Genomic DNA, 18,061 nt, shown 5'->3' with positions numbered 1-18,061 from the left:
CTAAAATGGCTTAACATAGTGGCTCGAAGAGCCCAAATCTCTTAACCTTTGGTCAAAATTTAAAAGGGAATTTCAAAAGGGGTTCGGAATTTTTTAATTCCGAACCCCTTTTGTCTACAAACTGAAACCGAATTATTAATCGGTCTTAATCTTCTTGAAATTTTCATTTATTACAAAGGAATATACCTTATTTACCTTCACCTTTTTTTTCTGTTTTTCCAGATAAAAACCATCCGCCTACTGCAATAAGAAGCATGACTGACCAAAAGATTATATTCCAAATCGGCCCTTCAACAAAATCGTGAGGAATAATATGCACGGCCGGATGCGCAAGGGTATGCATTAATAACTTAACCCCTACCCAACCAACGATTAACATGGCTGCCGTTTCGAGGCTAGGACGCTCCGTCAGTATTTTAACGAAGTATCCTGCTGCAAACCGGATGACGATTAAACCTGCAATTGCTCCTAATAAAATAACAATGAATTTTGCCCCATCCATACCTCCTATATCACCCATTGGTGTATCTGGCAAGGCAATGACAAGAGCGACTGCAGCTAAAATGGAATCAATAGCAAAAGCAATATCAGCTAATGCAATTTGTGCAACGGTCATACGGTAGCTTTTTCCTTTTTCCTCTTTTTCCCCGTGGTCCTTTTTTAGTAAATGCTTTAATGCGATGAAAATCAAATATGCAGCCCCAATTGCTTGAACTTGCCAAACATGGAAAAGGTACGAAATAATGAAGATTGCACCAATCCTAAATATAAAAGCCAAAAGCAACCCAATATTAATCGCTTTTTTTTGCTGTTCTTTTGGTAAATGCTTTGACATGATGGCTAAAACCAATGCATTATCAGCGGATAATAAACCTTCTAAAAAAATTAGAATAATTAACACCCAGCCATATTCCAATAATAACGATAGTTCCATGATATCCCCCTAAAAGCATGTATAAGAATGCGTATATGACTTCAAACCCAACAACACTTTCTCCTCCAATATTGTCCCATCTTATCTACTTCCTTATTCAACCCTTCCGTCCCATTAGCTTCATTTGAATAGGAGGTACCGAAGCAACTCCCCTATTGAAAGTGAAGCATGGCGTTAGCTCTAAAATATTCTTTTATGCTTAGACTTCATTCCCATTGAGAAAAATCAGGTTTTTATATCTTCCATCTTTTTCAAAATACTTCAATAACTTTGGAAAGCATCAACTCGGATTAATTACCAACTTGGGTGATTCCTCCCTACTCTTCCACTAAATGATATTCTTTAAAATGTCCTTTGTGATGTTCCTGGCGTCTGCCGATGTACCGGAGATATTCGTTACAAAAACATAGTCACGTTCCTTTGTTTCAATGAAACCAACGTACCAGCCAACGTTGGACCCCTGCCCTGTTTTTCCGTAAAGTGTATAGTTGTCCCCTTCAGCCTGGATCATCATCCTTTTAACGGTTTTCATGACATCTTTATCAAAAGGAAGGTTCTCTCTATATAAATTTTCCATAAAATCCACTTGTTCAATAGGAGAAATTTTGAGTGAGCTGCTCAGCCAAAACTGATCAATCCCTCCACTAATATCTTGGTTGCCATAAGAAATCTTATGAATCCATTCCTCCATTCGACTCTCTCCAATGTCACGGGCCATTGCTTGATAATACCAAACAACCGAGTTCCTTAAACCAGACTACAACAGCCAAGTGGAGCCAATGCTGCAAAGATAAACTCTACATTAAGAAGCTCGTCGTCGATGAATTTTTTACTGAACGTGATGGAACATTTATATAACGTGAAGTGAAAAAAGGCAATACTTTTATCTATAATAATGAACGGGCCTAACAAGATTTGCACCGCAATCGACTTTTAAGGTGCCAATGCACTCATCGGATTGCAGGTCGGAGCTGTCGAGGATGAATATGACATTAAATATTGGGATGGAATGAAAAGGGAAATTGGGATATGGAACCAGGATCATACGCTTGCATGTAAATAGAACGGATGCACCAATAAGTTTCAAAAGGACTGCCAGAAGCCTACGTTTATTCAAATCCATCACCTCAAAAAAATATTTACAATCCTATCCATTCTAGCAGATAAACCCAATATTTTTAAGATTAAGAATTCTCATCTTTTCATACAAGCTTAATCAAAAAACATACACCTCAAATATTCACGACGGTTAAACAACATTGCGCCTTATATGAATTAGTTGCAATATTAATCCCCCCAGAAATAAACGAATAATTTTAAGCCTTTCCCCAAATAATAGGTAGACTAATTAGCAGGGAGGGATATATGTGGATGTTAAGCGTGTAAAACAGATACTTTCTTCTTCATCTGACATTGAAGTGAGATATAATGGCACTTCAGTATGGATTGATAATTTAAATGAAGATGGAAGAACGGCTACAGTGCATTTAAGAGGACCATTAGAGGAAAGATCAGAAGTGGCAATTGACGAACTTAAAGAAATATAAGGAATATATTAAAAAATAAGCACCTCTCGTAATGAAGGTGCCGCGTTTGTAGACAAAAGTGGTTTCTATCTAAGTTTAAAACAATAGGAACAGGTGTGCGGGACTCCTTCGGGAAAAGCGCGTCCAATGGAGACCCCGCAGACGCAAAGAGCGTCGAGGGCGGACCGCCCGCTGAGAGTGCCTGAAGGCAACGTTCGAATTTTACAAACCCTCAAAAAAACTGTTGGAAAAAATCAATTATTATCGAGTTTGTCCACAGTCTGTGCTCCTCTCGTAATGAGAAGAGCCTTTACCTTATTTCAACCTTAATTTTTGACCGATATAAATTTTGTCGGGGTCTTTAATTCCGTTAAGACTAACAAGTGATTTTACCGTTGTTTTATGGTATTTTGCAATGAAGCTGAGTGTGTCGCCTTTTGTTACTGTATACGTTGTGGTTGTTTCGATTTTCAATGCACCGGAGTTGTGCGTCCTAAAAGTATTTATTGTATTTGTAAAATCCCTAAACGCTATATTCAAATCCACCTTTGTGCTGATCCCGCTTATCTTACCTGAATCAGAATGCTGCCAAATATCTGTGCTGCGTCCCAACGTGCTGTTGTATCTGGCAATCCACAAAGCGTAATTCGTCAACCTTGATTCATCTAATGTATTTTCGAGAAAGTATTTACCAGTATACAGCATAGCCATGTATCCAGCTTCTTCAATAGCTTCTAAAAAAGCTATTGCTGCATCGGTCAGCGTTTTTTCCTTTGCCTTTTTTTTATTTTCCTCAAGATCAAGAACAACAGGGTAATTTAAAGCAAAAGAGCTGATTGAATCTAAAAAATAAGTTGCCTCAGCCTTTGCTTCTGCAACAGTTGCAAACTTTGCATAGTGATAGGCCCCGACTTTCAATCCCGCTGCCAATGCTTGTGGTGCATTTTCTTTGAAATAGGATAGCTTAGAATAACTAGTTCCCTCTGTTGCTTTAATGAACACGAACTTCACGTCTGCCTTTGCAACTTCCTCCCAATTAATGGCACCTTGCCAATGTGAAACATCGATTCCCTTTATATATTCCATATTAATGACCTCCTCAAGGAACAACCCTATGGTGGTAAATGTTTATGATTTTCACAGGAAATATTCAGTCCTTGTCCACCTTATAATAAGGTATTTGATTGAGTTAAGACAATTATAAATCTTATAGTATTATGCCGCTTCCTTTTGTTTTCAATGATCATATTATGCTATACTGACTTTATTAATATCAGAAGGGATGATGGGTGGCCGATGATTAACTAATCTTATTTTTAAAATTTGAAATCACATATTTCAAATCATACGAAATAGGATTAGTCTGCCCATTTTCTATAAATTACAGAGCTGTAATCAAAATAGCTCTTATTTGATAATGTACAGGTACGACTAATCCTTCCATATGAATTGGGAGGATTTTTTTATTCTCCCTTTAAGGAGAGGGATGGATCAAATGAAAGAACTATTAAAATTAACCAATATTAGCTATGAAGTACTGGACCTTAACATTTTTGAAAATGTAAATGCTAGTGTTCAACAAGGGGAGATCATCGGTATCATTGGCAAAAATGGTGCCGGTAAATCCACGTTGTTACAATTAATTAACAATGATTTAGAGCCTGCACATGGAAATATCCAATGGCTGCAGCAAGACTTGAAAGTTTTTATGGTTGAACAAGAAGTCGAGTCGCATTCTTCAGAAGTTAAGACCCCTTCCGAAGTTAAATTACTAGATAAAATGCATGTACCAAGCCATGACTTCCCACAATTAAGCGGGGGAGAAAAACTGAAAGCCCGCCTTGCAAAAGGACTTTCTAAAGATGCAGACCTTTTACTATTAGATGAACCAACGAACCATCTTGATGAGGACAGTTTAGAATTCCTCAATGGACAAATTAAAAATTATAGAGGTACCATTATTTTTGTTTCGCACGATCGTTATTTTTTGGATGCTGTTGCAACGAAAATTTGGTCGATTGAAGATAAAAAGCTAATTGAACACAGAGGGAATTATTCTAGTTATATAGAGGTTCGCAAACAGAAAAGACTTACACAACAACGTGAATATGAAAAACAGCAAAAAATGGTTGAACGGATTGAAGGACAAATGAACGAAATCACTTCTTGGTCAAAAAAAGCACATTCCCAATCGACGAAAAAGGAAGGAGTTAAGGAATACTATCGCGTAAAAGCAAAGCGAATGGATGCACAGGTAAAATCTAAACAAAAGCGTCTTGAAAAAGAGCTTGAAAAAGCAAAAGCTGAACCTGTTGAATCAGAATATACTGTACGCTTTTCAATTAAAGCAAAAAACAAGATGGGAAAACGTTTTTTGGAAGTTAAAAATTTAACTAAGTCTTTTAACGAGCGAACACTATTTAAAAACGTCAATTTCACGATTCAGCATGGTGAGAAGGTTTCCATAATAGGTCCCAATGGCAGTGGAAAGACGACATTATTAAAAATAATTCTTGGACATGAAACCTTTGCGGGTGATGTTTGGATTTCACCATCTGCAAAAATTGGCTATTTGACGCAAGAAGTGTTTGATTTACCACTTGAACTAACACCCGCCCAGCTATTTCATAAAGAAACATTCGAGTCGAGAGGGAACGTTCAAACTTTAATGAAGCATTTAGGCTTCACGGCATCTCATTGGACAGAACCCATTAAGAATATGAGTATGGGTGAGCGAGTGAAATGTAAGTTAATGGAATATATATTGGAAGAAAAAGATGTGCTTATTTTGGATGAGCCGACAAATCACCTGGACTTAGCTTCACGGGAACAACTTGAGGATACCTTAGCACAGTATACTGGAACGCTTATCGTCGTTTCGCATGATCGATATTTTCTCGAAAAAACGACAAGCAGCAAACTCGTCATTTCGAATAATCACATACAAAAGCAATTGTATGAATCACCCTCAAAAAGAGATAATCTGGAAGAACTGCGATTAACGCTTGAAACAGAAAGACAAGAAGTTTTGGGAAAGCTTAGCTTTATGACTCCAAACGATAAGGCGTACACAGAGCTTGACAAGAAGTTTAATGAGCTTACGAAAAAAATAAATGAACTTCGTGACAAATGACTACCGATGCTTAATGTCCCCAGCCGGTGTTCAAGTAGTGTTCGAAGTTGTGATTATTTATAGTAACAGTAACTTAGTGAAACTGCCGGATTAAAATACGAGAACCCTTAGAATGAATTAAGTCTAAGGGTTTTTTTAGATACTTCCCTTGAGTGCCTGCCGAAGTATTATAGAAAATCTAAGAAAGGACAGTCCCATACTCAGTTCGGTCAGGATTTTTGTACACTCTTTGGTTCAAAATCCATTTTCCATTCTCGATAAATGCATGTAATACGTTATTCCGTCTTGTTTCTCTTCAAGAACATGAATGAATCACGGTATTTCCCCTACAAGAGAATACAATAAAAACTCATCGGTTTGAGGTGCTAAATGGATATTCTTAATTGATTTGAATTTGAGCAGAATATTAATGCCCCCTTGTTAATATGCTTTTAATGATGGATTTGTTTTAAAAAGGGGGCATTAGTTATGAGTGAGAACACACAGGAAGCTAATATGAGGAATAACTCTGGAATGTTTGTTGAACGCTCTTTAGATGAGATTCGTTTTTGGTCAAGAATAATGAAGGAACACTCGTTATTTCTAAGACTGGGTTTTAGATGTGAAGATACACAGCTAATTGAGGAAGCTAATCAGTTTTTTCATTTGTTTGAACGGATAGAACAACAATCCCATTCATTAACAAATCAAGCTGATCCCGAACAGATCAGGAGATTTAATGCGGAAGTGCAACAAGCTGCCACAGGAATATTTTTCTTTAAAAGGAAAGTATTAGGGTTAATACTCACCTGTAAATTGCCTGGTGCGAACAATTTCCCGCTATTAGTCGACCATACAAGCAGGGAAGCCAATTATTTTAGAAAACGATTAATAGAATTAAATGAGGGTAAATTGAAACCTCTTGCAGATGCGATCATCAAAGAAAATGTTTTCTTTTTAAGAATAATGGCGGATCATGCAAAATTCATCGGACATCTCCTTGATCCATCGGAAAGAAAGCTGGTGGATATGGCGCGAAACTTTAGTAATGATTTTGATCAATTAGTCTTTCAAGCTGTAGACTTAGAGTCCATGAAACCGCAATCTCAAACGGCCCCTCTTTTGGATCAATTTCTAGATCAGAACCGTGTTTCCGTTGTATCACTTCGAGACTTTAAGAAAACCGCCAGAGATTTAATTGAAGAATGCAAAATCAAGAGCATTATCCATCCACTGTTGGCTGATCACGTTTTCCGTGAAGCTGAACGTTTCCTTGAAATTATCGATATGTTTGAATCCCATCTTACAGGTTAAAAATACAATTAATCGAGTATGACTGATATTGAAAATTGCAAGTATCGGATAAAGAATTCTAACCGAAATAGGCCCCTCTCGATTTAGAGAAGGGCTTTTATATGTAAAAAGTTAAGGCAGGGTGTTCACCAATGCTTTAAGTTTCTCTTTATCAGAAACAGAAATCCATGGTAAATCCAGATTATCATCATTAATGCCAGGTTGGATAACGCGGCTATTAAGGAGGTCACAAATACAATCATTTATGAACTGGATGTCCTGGTCTGATATTTTCCGGTTATATGTTACAGTAGCGGCTCCTGTTTGTTTGGTTATCCCCCCTATCAAGCCTCTTTGATTTAAAGAACTTCTGATCACTTCTCTGATAGCCTCCAGACTAGTCAATGGAAATACATCAAGGTGCTTAACAATCATCCTAAAAATATCCTCTTTAGATAAATCCTGTTCAATATGTTGTCGCAATTATTCCACCCCCATTCATCAAAACATTCTTCAAATGAAACGTAAAATCCTCCTATTAACAAAAACCATTTAACAAATCCCAAAACAAAAAAAGCCCCTCTCAATTAAGAGAAGGGCTTTTAACAATGGAGGAGTACCACTTAGGGGGTAGTACAATAATATAATTATCGCCAAACGAATACATTTATATTCACCCCCTTCCTCAAGTTGGTGAAAACTCCTTTACCTGCCTTCTAGTCATTGAACATTGACCCTTAGTCGTTCCCGTTCTGCCCTTCAATTACTTTTCTGCTTTGCTCTATGATCATTCTTATATCCTTCTACAATAAGACCTGCTATTATAACGGCTCTTTAATGTTTTTTGAATGGAAAATTGCGTTCTATCTCCATTGATCGGAGTGCCGCCATTGCATTATATTACGATTCAAATGATTAAAGCCTCTTACACTATTCAATTTTCATCATGTTTCTGATATGCTTTTATCAATTGAAAAAAGAAAGGTGTAGTTACGATGATAAAGGAATTCAGGGAGTTTATAACGAAAGGAAACGTTCTCGATCTTGCAATAGCCGTAGTGATGGGTACTGCTTTTGGGAAGATCGTTTCATCACTAGTCAATAATATTATCACACCGCTAATAGAAATTTTATTAGGTGGGGTCACTTTTTCTTCGTTATCTCTCCCAGTTGGAAAGACAGTTATTCAATACGGTGAATTTGTCCAAGCTGTGATTGATTTCTTGATCATTTCGTTTGCGATTTTCATGTTTATGAAGGTAGCGAATTCGCTTATTAGAAAAAAACAAGCGAACGAGGAAGAGGTATTGGAAGTGGTACCGGCATCCGAGCAATATTTAAAGGAAATCCGTGATCTTTTACAAAAAAATGCACGGCAGGACGAAAAATCATAAGTATATACTGAATCAGTAAAAGTGTAGAAAAAGTCAAAAATCACTTGAGAATAAGATAAAGCCCCTCTCTTAATTGAGAGGGGCTGGTTTAAAACTGTTAGTTATTAATGTCTTATTGAACTGCGTATCCGTTACTTCAACAAGACATGCCACACTTATTAATGAACCGTGTGTTGGAATTCGTAAAGCAAAGTGACAGTAATGATGGCAATCAAAAGAGTCTCTCTATCAACCCAATAGAAAGTATCAGCTGGAACTGCTGCACTAATTTTAAACTTATCACCTTTATATGAACAAATTTACAACAATCAGCTATTTCGGAAAACTAACATTGGATTATGGGATAATATAAGGCATCCTCCTTCACTCTGTAAATGATCAAGAGTAAAGCAATGAAGTTTTACTCTTGACCACTGCTTTCTACATATTATTTATCGGCAATATTTATCGCGTAAGGCAAGGGTATACTTAACCGATTGTACTGTACCTTTTTCTTGATCTTCAATCATTTGTTCTAAAAGTTCTTTTGGAGGATAATAGTAATCCAATGGTTTAATGACACTTAAATCATAAGGAGGTTGTTCAACTTTGAAAGCTCCTTCTCCAACCGCAAAGACTCCGCCAGCACCAAGCTCTCTCTTAAAATTGATGGCATATGGAAAACACATTTCAACGTTGATTCTAGTTAGGGTAGATTCCTTAACCAGTATTTTAAAACATTCTTCTGTATCAATATTGCCTGTCCCTACTGGTACACCACATACCCTATAATCCTTGCCATCATGAATGATAATATGATCTTTAAAATGGGTTGTGAATGCATATGGTGCTAATTTTCTTACAGCTTCCACCGGATCCTCCCATGCCATCATTCCGTTGCCCACATCACAATGAGCGCTAACCCAAGGGCTGTTGACTTCATTTATAATTTGAATAACCTCATCTGCTAACTCTTCCTCATGATTTTCCACAGCTAGTTTTATCCTGTATTTCTCTAATAATGGTACAATTTGTTTGATATCTCCTGGTGCTTTTTTCAATTTTTCCGGCTCATACTCTCCTAAGCATGTATACGTGCGAATCACATCCGCTCCGATTCTATGTGCTGCCTCAATGACCTCTTTTAGATGTTCCGGATTGCTTCCATTTGTGTCTATTTCAGCGAAAAATCCATACTTTTGAATTTCTTTTCTTACTCTCTCTAAATATTCCGGCTCAAATGATTCTAAAGTACCCCATCCTGACAACCCTGGCCATGGAACAATATTGATCATGACTCCGTCTAATCCCAATTCAGCTGTTTTTCTGATAAAACCGAAAATATCCATTCGACCTGTAATAAATTGCAAGTGATAGCTTTCTGTTTCTAATCCAATTTTCATTTTTTCCCCACCTTGAATTAAGTATTTAGTTTTTTTGTAAATTTTGTTGATTTTCTTTATTCTTGTTTAGATTTTAATTAAGTTGCTTATAATAAAAGCTTTAACTGCGAACTCCATCATTGTCAAAAAGACAAGTCTTTTGCCTTCTATTCCCGGTGATTGATCTAACATGCTTCCATATAGAATAAATGCAAACATAGAATGGGCATATCCAACTAAGCAGGCTATAGAAACTGCTGCACCACTTTTTTCTACCGATCCGCTTAACATACCATTTTGGTTAATTTTGATGAGCTATATTAATCAATTTAAGAATACATGGAAGAATAAAATTCTTTACCAATGGAGCCTAAATAGAATGACTCCCGTTCCATACGGGAGTCATTTATTAGTCTTAAATTAAAGGTCTTTTTTTTTTAGTCCTTTATCCAATCTTGAATAGTTTTCCTCTCTTCTATCCTTCATAGGTATCGTATCTTTTTCTTTATCCACTTATTCCTATATAAACTCTGATTTTAATGTCCAGAAGTCATTTTGATGCCTATGGCCCCTGCAATGATACACATAATGAATAGGTTTAATCTTAAACTTCTAGGTTCATTAAAGAAGATCATCCCAGCTAAAACACTTCCAACTGAGCCGATACTGGTCCATATTGCATAAGCAGTACCCACTGGAAGAGAAGTTAATGACAAGGATAGAAAATAAAAGCTTAAACTGCCCAAAAAAAGACACGCTACAGAGGGGAGCAATTTTTTAAAGCCATCTGCACGTTTCAGGCTTATAACACTACCGATCTCCGCAAATCCGGCAATAATAAGAAAAAACCATGCCATTGAATCATCCCCTAACCTTGTATATCAGTTCACTTCCTTTAATGTTTAGACTGTGCTGGATTGACTTTTATTCCAATTATCCCTAATATCATTAAAGCCATAAAAAATACTTTCAGTGGATTAATGGTCTCACCCAAAAAAAGCATCCCAGTTACTACAGTTCCCACTGTTCCCAATCCAGTGAAAATGGCGTAACCAGTTCCTAAGGGTATTGAATGTAAAGCTTTTGAAAGTAAAAAGAAGCTAAAGATAATAATAACAACCGTTACTGTACTAGGTATAATTTTGGTGAATCCGTGTGAATATTTAAGACCGATCACCCAGACAATTTCCAAAAGTCCTGCCATTATGATATATATCCATGCCATTTTATCACTCTCTCCTTTGGCATTGACACTTATTTTTGAACCACGAAGTTCTCCATATATCGATAAATCGCATAAGCTACCCCATTTTCATCATTTTTAAGGGTGGTCGTTGTACAAACAGTTTTTATGACATCTTTTGCATTTCCCATCGCTACGCTATATCCAACTTTCTGGAACATGGATAAATCATTGTTGCTGTCCCCGATTGCCATAGCCTTATCTAATGAGCCTTTCATCAAGAAAGCCAATTTTTCAAGGGCCATTCCTTTTGAAGCTCTTTTACTAGTAATTTCAATGTTATGATCCGCAGATGAAACGACCATCAACTCATCAAACTTTTTGAATTGGGTCCAGGCTTCCTCTAATTTCTTTTCATCAAAAGAACATGCTAAAATGTTATGGAATTCTTCCTCCTGTTTTAAGATATCATGATAGTTTTCAACTAAAACATATCCAAACTGGTCAAATTGCCTTTCCGCCATTTCAACTAATTCTTTCATATCTGGATTCAAATCTGCGCTTTTCAAACGTTTAATCTCGTTATGGAACTGTTCTCTTCCTTTTTTAAGAGTATAAATGGCTTTATCAGTAAACACTTCGTAATAATAATTCCGTTCATCTAACCATTGGAGAATAGATTCGACACGATCTCTAGTTATCGTGATAGAAGAAATGCACTTTGCGCTTTTTGAATGAATGGTTGCGCCATTTGTCCCGATTACAAATGGGGATATCCCGGCTTTTTCACAAATTGTTTGAACGTCAAAATAAGCCCGTCCTGTTGAAATAACTACTTCAAAGCCTCTATTTTGGGCATATTGAATCGCCTTTATATTTTCTTCACTAATTTCATTCTGGTCGTTTAATAATGTTCCGTCTAAATCTATCGCAATGAAACTCATGCTATATAGCTCCTTTTCTCATTCCATCTATTAAATTTTCTTTCTAGCTTTTTTTCCTGCTATCAACAAAAATCTAATCAAAAAAGAGAGTACTCCCTCTTCCATCTCGATATATCCTTTTATGGGCTATGCTTGAATCCAATTGACTTCCTCTAATTTTGAATCATTTCTCCATTCCTCTGGAAATGGTTGCTCGCAGACAATCACATCTACTTTTTCTAGAGGACAAACTTTACAAAAGGTGTCGACACCAATTTTAGAGTAATCCGTTAGCAATATAACTTGCTTTGATACCTCGACCATTTTGCGTGAAACTAATGTTTCACGTAAATGATAATTACTAACACCACTTTGAATGGAAACACCACCAGCTGAAATGAACGCTTTATCAATATTAAATTGATTTAACATTTGTTCAGTGAGACCCCCGCATATAGATTGATGCTTTGGATCAATTTGTCCTCCCAGTAATAGAATTTGTCCTGTAAACTTATTTTGATTGAGCAATTCGGTCAACACAGACGACACAGGAAGAGAATTGGTTAAAATCGTAATGTCTTTTTTATTTTCAATACACTGGGCAAATTCAAGCATGGTTGTACCTACATCAATGGCAATCACATCTCCGTTGGAAATGAGTTCCACTGCTTTTTTCCCAACCTTGATTTTCGCTTCTTGATTCACCGTTGTACGCTGTGTAAATGGAGGCTCCTCAAATTCAAAGACTGTTTTAATCGCTCCACCGTAAACCCTCTTTAACATTCCTTTTTCCTCTAATATCATCAAATCTCGTCGAATCGTTTCCTCTGAAACATTAAATTGATCAACTAATTCTATAACTTTTACTTTTCCCATTTTGTTAAGTTCTTTTAAAATTTCATTCTTTCTTTCTTCGGGTAAAACTGACATATTTCTCCCCCTCGATCATTAATACTTTATAAAATAATGCATTCTTTCTTCGGTACAAGAATATGAACGCGTGCTCCTTGCTCAAACATATCCCCACGGTGGTGAAGATAGTCTACATGAAAAGCGCACTCCTCTGTTTCTACTTCATATCTTAAAACATTCCCTGCCATGGAAACATCTTTAATAAACCCTTTAATTTCCCAGCTCCCTTGTAAGTCCAAGCTGTCCTCACCAACAGAAACTAATTGTAAAACTTCTGGACGAATGGCAACTTCATTCCCTTTTAATTCTGTGGTGCGAACAAGTTTACAGAAAACTTCCATATTACAGACATTATAATTCCCGATAAATTTTGCAACAAATGTATTGACTGGAGAAGTATAAATTTCTGATGGAGAACCGGATTGTACAACTTGTCCTTTATTCATGACAAAAATTCGATCAGACATGGTCATTGCTTCTTCCTGATCATGTGTAACAAAAATAGTTGTAATATCTAATTCTTTCTGTATTCTCTTTAATTCTTTTTGCAGACTTTTTCTGATTTTAGCATCCAATGCGCTTAACGGCTCATCCAGAAGCAGTACTTTTGGCTCCATGACAAGCGCACGGGCAAGAGCAACCCTCTGCTGTTGTCCACCAGATAATTGATGAGGATAAGACTCTTCTTTTCCTATTAAATCAACCATATCAATCATATTTTTCACTTTTGACTTAAGATTTTTTACCTTCTTCATTTTAAGGCCGTAAGCGATATTATCAAAAACGTTCATATTCGGGAAAAGCGCATAAGACTGAAACACCATACCTACTTCACGCTGACGCGGTGATAAATAAGTAATATCTTTTCCATCAATTAAGATTCTTCCTACATCAACGTCTTCAAGTCCCGCAATGGAACGTAATAATGTACTTTTTCCGCACCCGCTTTGCCCAAGAAGTGTAGCAAATTCACCTTTTTTTAATGTTAAAGATATATTATTTAAAACGACTTGATTTTCATATCCCTTAGTCACTTGTTCAATGGTTACATAGCTCATTAGTTTTCACCTTCTAAAATAGTATTTTTATGACGGTATTTTTCTTAAAAAAATGAAGAAATTCGCTTCTTATTTTGACACGACAGGATTTTTTTTGTTTCTAAACGTAAGCTTTAATACAGCCCCCGTTAAAAGTAAAATCATTGAATAATAAGTAATAACAATTGCACTTGTTAAGTGACCACTGCTGTTTAGTTTGTCGGATAGATAAATTTGAAGGGTTTCGAATCGGCCCCCGACAAGCAAATTGGCAAAAGCAAACTCACTAAATAAAAGAGAGACTGATAATAAGGTAGACACTAAAATTCCAGATATTATATTTGGAAACACCACTGTACGAAAGGCTTGGAATTTTGTGGCACCGAGTAATTCAGCTGCATCAACAAGTTGTACAGCATTAAGCGTACGAAGGCTGTTACGAATTCCTTGATACATAAATGGTAGAATGGTTATGAAATAAGCACCAATTAAAATCCAAGGTGTTCCGGCAATTTGAATGGGTCCAGCAGAATATAGCTTGATTAATCCAACAGCTCCAACAATGGGAGGAACTCCATAAGGAAGCATGGCTGCGGCTTGGAGTAAACCTTCCCATTTACTGAAATATACCGTGATAATAAAAATTGTCGGAAGCATAATAACAACACTAAGACCTACAGACATGACAATTAAAAATAGTGTTCGTTGAAAAGCATCATAAAACCTTTCATCTTGAAACAATTCAATATACCATTTCATTGTATAACTCTCAGGTAAAATGGTATGATCCCATTTACCAGCAATCGAGAATAAAAGTGTTCCTACAAGCGGAATTAATAAATATATAACTAGTAATCCAACAAACAATTTATGAAATGTCAATGAAGACTTCATCGTAAATCCCTCCTAACTCTACGCATCATTCGTTCATTGAACCACATCGCCCCTATCATGGTCGTTGCTAGAAGAACTCCCAACGCACTACCTAGCTGCGGCTTTAATGCAACATCACTAGCAACTAGAGAAGCAATTTGCAATGACAATATGTTATAGTTGCTGCCGACCAATGCATAGGCTGTAGCGTAGGCTCCCATCGCATTAGCAAACAAAATACTGAATGTACCTACAATACTAGGTAAAAGAACTGGAACCCCTATACGAAGCCAAAATGAAAATGTTGACCCTCCTAATAATGAAGAGGCTTCTTTCCATTGTTGCTTAATTCCTTGATAAGACGGGTAAATGAGCATAACGGCAAGCGGAATTTGAAAATAAATATAAACAAGAATGAGGCCTGTCCAGGAATATAAATTAAAATCTGCAAACAGGTCCCAACCAATCTTGGCAAAAAGCAACGTAAACAACCCATTGTTTCCAAGTAAGATAATATATGAAAATGAAAGAGGAATCCCTTCAAAGTTCGACGTCATATTGGTAATCATCAGTAGTCGGTTTTGTATTTTTTGAGAGAACTTTGTAAACGAATAGGCTGCAATGACTGCTACAATCACAGAAGTTATAGCAGAAAATAAGGAAATGACCAGGCTATTTTTAATGGCTTGTAAGTAAAATTCACTTTTAAATATGGTTAAGTATTGATCAATCGTAACTTGAATTCCATCATCTGCATAAAAACTATTTTTAATCATTGCCACTAATGGTCCTATCTCAAATCCAATCACAAACATAATAAATGGCAGTAAAAGAGCTAATAAGTAAACTTTTTGTTTTTTTATTTTTCGCAAGACTTCTCGCTCCCCTATATTCTATAACAATTTGAGAATTGGTCTAACAGTACATTCGTTAAACCAATTCCAGTCAACCTTCATTCTTCATTTTTATTTTGAATGGTGTATCTTTTTAAAGGGTAACTTTTCCTTTCAGACCTGGAAATTGATATGAAATCATTTTATCGGACGGCTCAATATTTAAAAGTTCACAAACGAGCGGTGCAAAAGCTAATTGCGAAACCACTTCACCATAAACGCCAGGCTCAACTTTTGGACTAATGATAAAGAGCGGTACATCACGCTCACCATCAGTTATGCCGCCATGGTTGCCATATTCACTCATGCCATGATCCGATGTAATTAAAATGTGGTAACCTTCTTTGATCCAAATTGGCAAAAGTTGTGCCAACAAGCTTCCCATTTTTAAAATTTGTTCACGATATTCTTTCGATTCCGAACCGAAAATTTCCCCTTTTATATCCACACCGAGCGGATGAATATATAAAAAGTGTGGGTCATACTTTCTGCGTAAAGCTTCTGCATCTATTAACACATGACTATCCGGATAGTCATCGTCCCAATAAAATTTTCCGTATTGAATTGGATTGGATTCATCTTCTTGCTCACGGTCTTCAATAAAATGGAATGGCGCACGATTATAAAGTTCGCTTACCCAGTAATAGGATACTGCTCCGTTTCTTAACCTGTTTTCTTTCGTAAGATGAAAGAGACTTTTCTCGGTAGATAAACGAACGGCTTGATTGGACGTAATCCCATTCATTGAAGCCGGCGTACCTGTTAACAACACTTCATATAATGGACGGGAAAGACTTGGAAGCTCCGACTTAACTTTGTAAAGTGACGCTTGATTCGTTTCAACTAAATGCTGAATAAATCCCAGCGCTTCGCATGCTTTATCGTACCTCATACCATCAACAACAATTGCTATTACTTTATTTGACATGGACTAACACCTCTTCTTGCCAAATCTGCGGTAAATTTTTAGCCGTTTCTTCCCAAGCTTTGTAATCTTCAATTGGTTTTGCATTTTTGTACTGTTCTTCTGGAACCATTTTTTCAGCTACTTCTTTCGGAAGTTCTACATCGCGAATTGGACGGGCAAACCCTTTAGCTAAATTAATTTGTCCTTCATCGCTTAAGATATATTCTCTAGTTGCCATCGCCGCATGCGGATGCTTTGCAAATTTGTTAATAATGGTTGCGTAGCCGCTTACGACTGAACCTTCACTTGGAATGGTCACTTCAAATTGATCGCGGTCAATTTGGTCAGCGTAACCAAGAGCATTGAAATCCCAAACAAGGGCAACTTCCACTTCCCCTTTTTCGATGTTAGCCGGCTTGGCATCAGTTAAACTAAGGCGGCCTTGCTTGGCAAGCTTAGCAAAAAAGTCAATTCCTGGTTGGAGATTTGTTTCATCACCGCCGTTAGCGATAGCGGCAGCAAGTACGGCCATTTGATTCTGTGTACCACGCTGAACATCTCCAACTGTTACTTTATAATCCCCTTTTAATATGTCATCCCAAGATTTAGGCGGGTTATCTACCAATTCTTTATTAGTAAAGAATGCAATCGTTCCTTGGTAGCCAACAACCCAATCTCCATTGTCATCTTTTGCCCACTCAGGTACCTCGTCCCAATAGGAAGTTTTATATGGCATCGTTAATTCTTTTTGTTCCGCGATTGGCCCAAAGGAAATCCCTACATCGCCGATATCGGCTGTTGCATTCTCTCCTTCAGATTCCATTTTGGCAATCTCTTCGGCACTGGACAAATCTGTATCATTGTGTTCCAATTTATATTTTTTCATTACTTCATTCCAAGTTTCTCCCCAGTTAGCCCATGAATCAGGCATACCGACACTATTAATGATCCCCTCTTCTTTTGCCTTTGTTTCAATTTCTTTCAAGGTTAACGAACTTGGATCCTTAACCACTGGAGCAGCCTCCTCATTAGTAGCTCCACAAGCAGCTAATCCCAGTACACTCACTCCTAACATCACAGCTTGAATAGACTTGTAACAATTCTTCTTGAATGTGCGATTCATAAAAAGTGCCTCCATTTAATGTGGAATCTTTAATGTTTATTACTGTTTGTTACGGTTTAATCATAATCAGAAAACATTAACTCCACATAAACCAAATGTTAAGATTTTGTAAATCAACTTTTATTTCTCCTACTCATCAGTTTTTATCATCATAGGTATTAACAACAACCCGCAAACAGGATCAAGTAAAAGTAAGTCTATAAAAGAGAATGTGAAAAACCTTTATTCAAAAATATCACCCTTTTACCCCTCTTTTTAGCTCGTCGTTACAATGCTAGCTAATTAACTTTTCATGCAAAAAAACTCTCTTGATACAAGAGAGTTTCAGTTTGTAGACAAAAGGGGTTCGGAATTAAAAAATTCTGAACCCCTTTTGAAATTCCCTTTGAATTTTCGCCTAAAGTTAAGAGATTGGGGCTCTACGAGCCCACTATGTTAGGAAATTTTTGGACCTCGCCATGTCTGGCCATCTTCTTTAAATTAATGGCAGCGAAAGTAAGCATCGCCTGCATCGACAATTTTTTAAGTCCCCTTAAAGTAGTCCAACGCATACCATGCTTTTCTTTTGCATCTGCGAATACACGCTCAAT

The 18,061-nt window shown here is 36.8% G+C and carries 18 protein-coding genes and 2 pseudogenes; 4 read left to right on the top strand and 16 right to left on the bottom strand.

Going from position 1 to position 18,061, the window contains the following annotated elements; translation table 11 throughout:
* Positions 1–187: 187 nt before the first annotated feature.
* The 3 genes and pseudogenes from Q8G36_RS27870 to Q8G36_RS29500 form a co-directional block, all read right to left on the bottom strand.
* Positions 188–934 carry a TerC family protein gene (locus Q8G36_RS27870; protein WP_305163011.1) on the bottom strand — a complete coding sequence of 249 codons (747 nt, stop codon included), beginning with the start codon at positions 932–934 and terminating at the stop codon, positions 188–190.
* 317 nt (positions 935–1,251) lie between these two features.
* Positions 1,252–1,691 (bottom strand): annotated as a pseudogene (locus Q8G36_RS27865) (penicillin-binding transpeptidase domain-containing protein); the annotation flags it as partial.
* Between the two features lie 126 nt (positions 1,692–1,817).
* Complete coding sequence (locus Q8G36_RS29500; RefSeq protein ID WP_305163012.1) at positions 1,818–2,051, bottom strand: hypothetical protein; 234 nt, start codon at positions 2,049–2,051, stop codon at positions 1,818–1,820.
* Positions 2,052–2,301: 250 nt separating this feature from the next.
* Here Q8G36_RS29500 and Q8G36_RS27855 point away from each other — a divergent pair, with 250 nt between their 5' ends.
* The gene (locus tag Q8G36_RS27855; protein WP_076368724.1) at positions 2,302–2,481 is read left to right on the top strand and encodes an H-type small acid-soluble spore protein; all 180 of its coding nucleotides are present in this window, start codon (positions 2,302–2,304) and stop codon (positions 2,479–2,481) included.
* A 294-nt stretch (positions 2,482–2,775) separates the two neighbouring features.
* On the opposite strand, the gene Q8G36_RS27850 is transcribed toward Q8G36_RS27855, so the two are convergent.
* Complete coding sequence (locus tag Q8G36_RS27850; protein ID WP_305163013.1) at positions 2,776–3,546, bottom strand: GH25 family lysozyme; 771 nt, start codon at positions 3,544–3,546, stop codon at positions 2,776–2,778.
* Between the two features lie 409 nt (positions 3,547–3,955).
* Here Q8G36_RS27850 and abc-f point away from each other — a divergent pair, with 409 nt between their 5' ends.
* Positions 3,956–5,593: a ribosomal protection-like ABC-F family protein gene (gene abc-f, locus Q8G36_RS27845; RefSeq protein ID WP_305163014.1), complete on the top strand. Its 1,638-nt coding sequence runs from the start codon at positions 3,956–3,958 to the stop codon at positions 5,591–5,593.
* Positions 5,594–6,061: 468 nt separating this feature from the next.
* The gene (locus Q8G36_RS27840) at positions 6,062–6,886 is read left to right on the top strand and encodes a DUF2935 domain-containing protein (RefSeq protein ID WP_305163015.1); all 825 of its coding nucleotides are present in this window, start codon (positions 6,062–6,064) and stop codon (positions 6,884–6,886) included.
* Between the two features lie 111 nt (positions 6,887–6,997).
* On the opposite strand, the gene Q8G36_RS27835 is transcribed toward Q8G36_RS27840, so the two are convergent.
* The gene (locus Q8G36_RS27835; protein WP_305163016.1) at positions 6,998–7,348 is read right to left on the bottom strand and encodes a hypothetical protein; all 351 of its coding nucleotides are present in this window, start codon (positions 7,346–7,348) and stop codon (positions 6,998–7,000) included.
* Positions 7,349–7,860: 512 nt separating this feature from the next.
* Between Q8G36_RS27835 and mscL the strand changes: the two genes are divergently transcribed.
* Entirely contained in the window at positions 7,861–8,259 is a 399-nt protein-coding gene (gene mscL / locus Q8G36_RS27830) for a large conductance mechanosensitive channel protein MscL (RefSeq protein WP_305163017.1), read from the top strand.
* A 431-nt stretch (positions 8,260–8,690) separates the two neighbouring features.
* Here the strand turns inward: mscL and Q8G36_RS27825 are convergent, their stop codons facing one another.
* The 11 genes and pseudogenes from Q8G36_RS27825 to Q8G36_RS27775 all read right to left on the bottom strand — a co-directional run.
* The gene (locus Q8G36_RS27825; protein WP_305163018.1) at positions 8,691–9,641 is read right to left on the bottom strand and encodes a sugar phosphate isomerase/epimerase family protein; all 951 of its coding nucleotides are present in this window, start codon (positions 9,639–9,641) and stop codon (positions 8,691–8,693) included.
* 515 nt (positions 9,642–10,156) lie between these two features.
* Positions 10,157–10,477: a DMT family transporter gene (locus Q8G36_RS27820; protein WP_057276213.1), complete on the bottom strand. Its 321-nt coding sequence runs from the start codon at positions 10,475–10,477 to the stop codon at positions 10,157–10,159.
* Between the two features lie 38 nt (positions 10,478–10,515).
* The gene (locus Q8G36_RS27815) at positions 10,516–10,845 is read right to left on the bottom strand and encodes a DMT family transporter (RefSeq protein ID WP_305163019.1); all 330 of its coding nucleotides are present in this window, start codon (positions 10,843–10,845) and stop codon (positions 10,516–10,518) included.
* 29 nt (positions 10,846–10,874) lie between these two features.
* The gene (locus tag Q8G36_RS27810) at positions 10,875–11,747 is read right to left on the bottom strand and encodes a Cof-type HAD-IIB family hydrolase (protein WP_305163020.1); all 873 of its coding nucleotides are present in this window, start codon (positions 11,745–11,747) and stop codon (positions 10,875–10,877) included.
* A 126-nt stretch (positions 11,748–11,873) separates the two neighbouring features.
* Positions 11,874–12,656, bottom strand: a complete 783-nt coding sequence (locus Q8G36_RS27805) for a DeoR/GlpR family DNA-binding transcription regulator (RefSeq protein ID WP_305163021.1) — start codon at positions 12,654–12,656, stop codon at positions 11,874–11,876.
* Between the two features lie 26 nt (positions 12,657–12,682).
* Entirely contained in the window at positions 12,683–13,696 is a 1,014-nt protein-coding gene (locus Q8G36_RS27800) for an ABC transporter ATP-binding protein (protein WP_305163022.1), read from the bottom strand.
* 69 nt (positions 13,697–13,765) lie between these two features.
* Entirely contained in the window at positions 13,766–14,569 is an 804-nt protein-coding gene (locus Q8G36_RS27795) for an ABC transporter permease (protein ID WP_305163023.1), read from the bottom strand.
* On the bottom strand, positions 14,566–15,420 hold the full coding sequence (locus Q8G36_RS27790; RefSeq protein WP_305163024.1) for an ABC transporter permease: 855 nt from the start codon (positions 15,418–15,420) through the stop codon (positions 14,566–14,568). Before Q8G36_RS27790 ends, Q8G36_RS27795 begins: the two co-directional genes overlap by 4 nt.
* 115 nt (positions 15,421–15,535) lie before the next feature.
* Positions 15,536–16,369 carry an alkaline phosphatase family protein gene (locus Q8G36_RS27785; RefSeq protein ID WP_305163026.1) on the bottom strand — a complete coding sequence of 278 codons (834 nt, stop codon included), beginning with the start codon at positions 16,367–16,369 and terminating at the stop codon, positions 15,536–15,538.
* Positions 16,359–17,471, bottom strand: a complete 1,113-nt coding sequence (locus Q8G36_RS27780; protein ID WP_305163027.1) for an ABC transporter substrate-binding protein — start codon at positions 17,469–17,471, stop codon at positions 16,359–16,361. Before Q8G36_RS27780 ends, Q8G36_RS27785 begins: the two co-directional genes overlap by 11 nt.
* 435 nt (positions 17,472–17,906) lie before the next feature.
* Positions 17,907–18,061, bottom strand: a pseudogene (locus tag Q8G36_RS27775) (transposase); the annotation flags it as partial.

It is taken from the genome of Peribacillus frigoritolerans, assembly GCF_030676415.1.
GTDB lineage: Bacteria > Bacillota > Bacilli > Bacillales > DSM-1321 > Peribacillus > Peribacillus frigoritolerans_A.
The sequence above is the reverse complement of the archived record's forward strand: the minus strand, read 5'-3'. Positions and strand labels throughout refer to the sequence as shown.

Coding starts and splice junctions, on each gene's coding strand:
- Q8G36_RS27825 (WP_305163018.1), bottom strand. CDS start 9,641: ATGAAAATTGGATTAGAAACAGAAAGCTATCACTTGCAATTTATTACA.
- Q8G36_RS27850 (WP_305163013.1), bottom strand. CDS start 3,546: ATGGAATATATAAAGGGAATCGATGTTTCACATTGGCAAGGTGCCATT.
- Q8G36_RS27800 (WP_305163022.1), bottom strand. CDS start 13,696: ATGAGCTATGTAACCATTGAACAAGTGACTAAGGGATATGAAAATCAA.
- mscL (WP_305163017.1), top strand. CDS start 7,861: ATGATAAAGGAATTCAGGGAGTTTATAACGAAAGGAAACGTTCTCGAT.
- abc-f (WP_305163014.1), top strand. CDS start 3,956: ATGAAAGAACTATTAAAATTAACCAATATTAGCTATGAAGTACTGGAC.
- Q8G36_RS27840 (WP_305163015.1), top strand. CDS start 6,062: ATGAGTGAGAACACACAGGAAGCTAATATGAGGAATAACTCTGGAATG.
- Q8G36_RS27870 (WP_305163011.1), bottom strand. CDS start 934: ATGGAACTATCGTTATTATTGGAATATGGCTGGGTGTTAATTATTCTA.
- Q8G36_RS27780 (WP_305163027.1), bottom strand. CDS start 17,471: ATGAATCGCACATTCAAGAAGAATTGTTACAAGTCTATTCAAGCTGTG.
- Q8G36_RS27795 (WP_305163023.1), bottom strand. CDS start 14,569: ATGAAGTCTTCATTGACATTTCATAAATTGTTTGTTGGATTACTAGTT.
- Q8G36_RS27805 (WP_305163021.1), bottom strand. CDS start 12,656: ATGTCAGTTTTACCCGAAGAAAGAAAGAATGAAATTTTAAAAGAACTT.
- Q8G36_RS27785 (WP_305163026.1), bottom strand. CDS start 16,369: ATGTCAAATAAAGTAATAGCAATTGTTGTTGATGGTATGAGGTACGAT.
- Q8G36_RS27820 (WP_057276213.1), bottom strand. CDS start 10,477: ATGGCATGGTTTTTTCTTATTATTGCCGGATTTGCGGAGATCGGTAGT.
- Q8G36_RS27810 (WP_305163020.1), bottom strand. CDS start 11,747: ATGAGTTTCATTGCGATAGATTTAGACGGAACATTATTAAACGACCAG.
- Q8G36_RS27815 (WP_305163019.1), bottom strand. CDS start 10,845: ATGGCATGGATATATATCATAATGGCAGGACTTTTGGAAATTGTCTGG.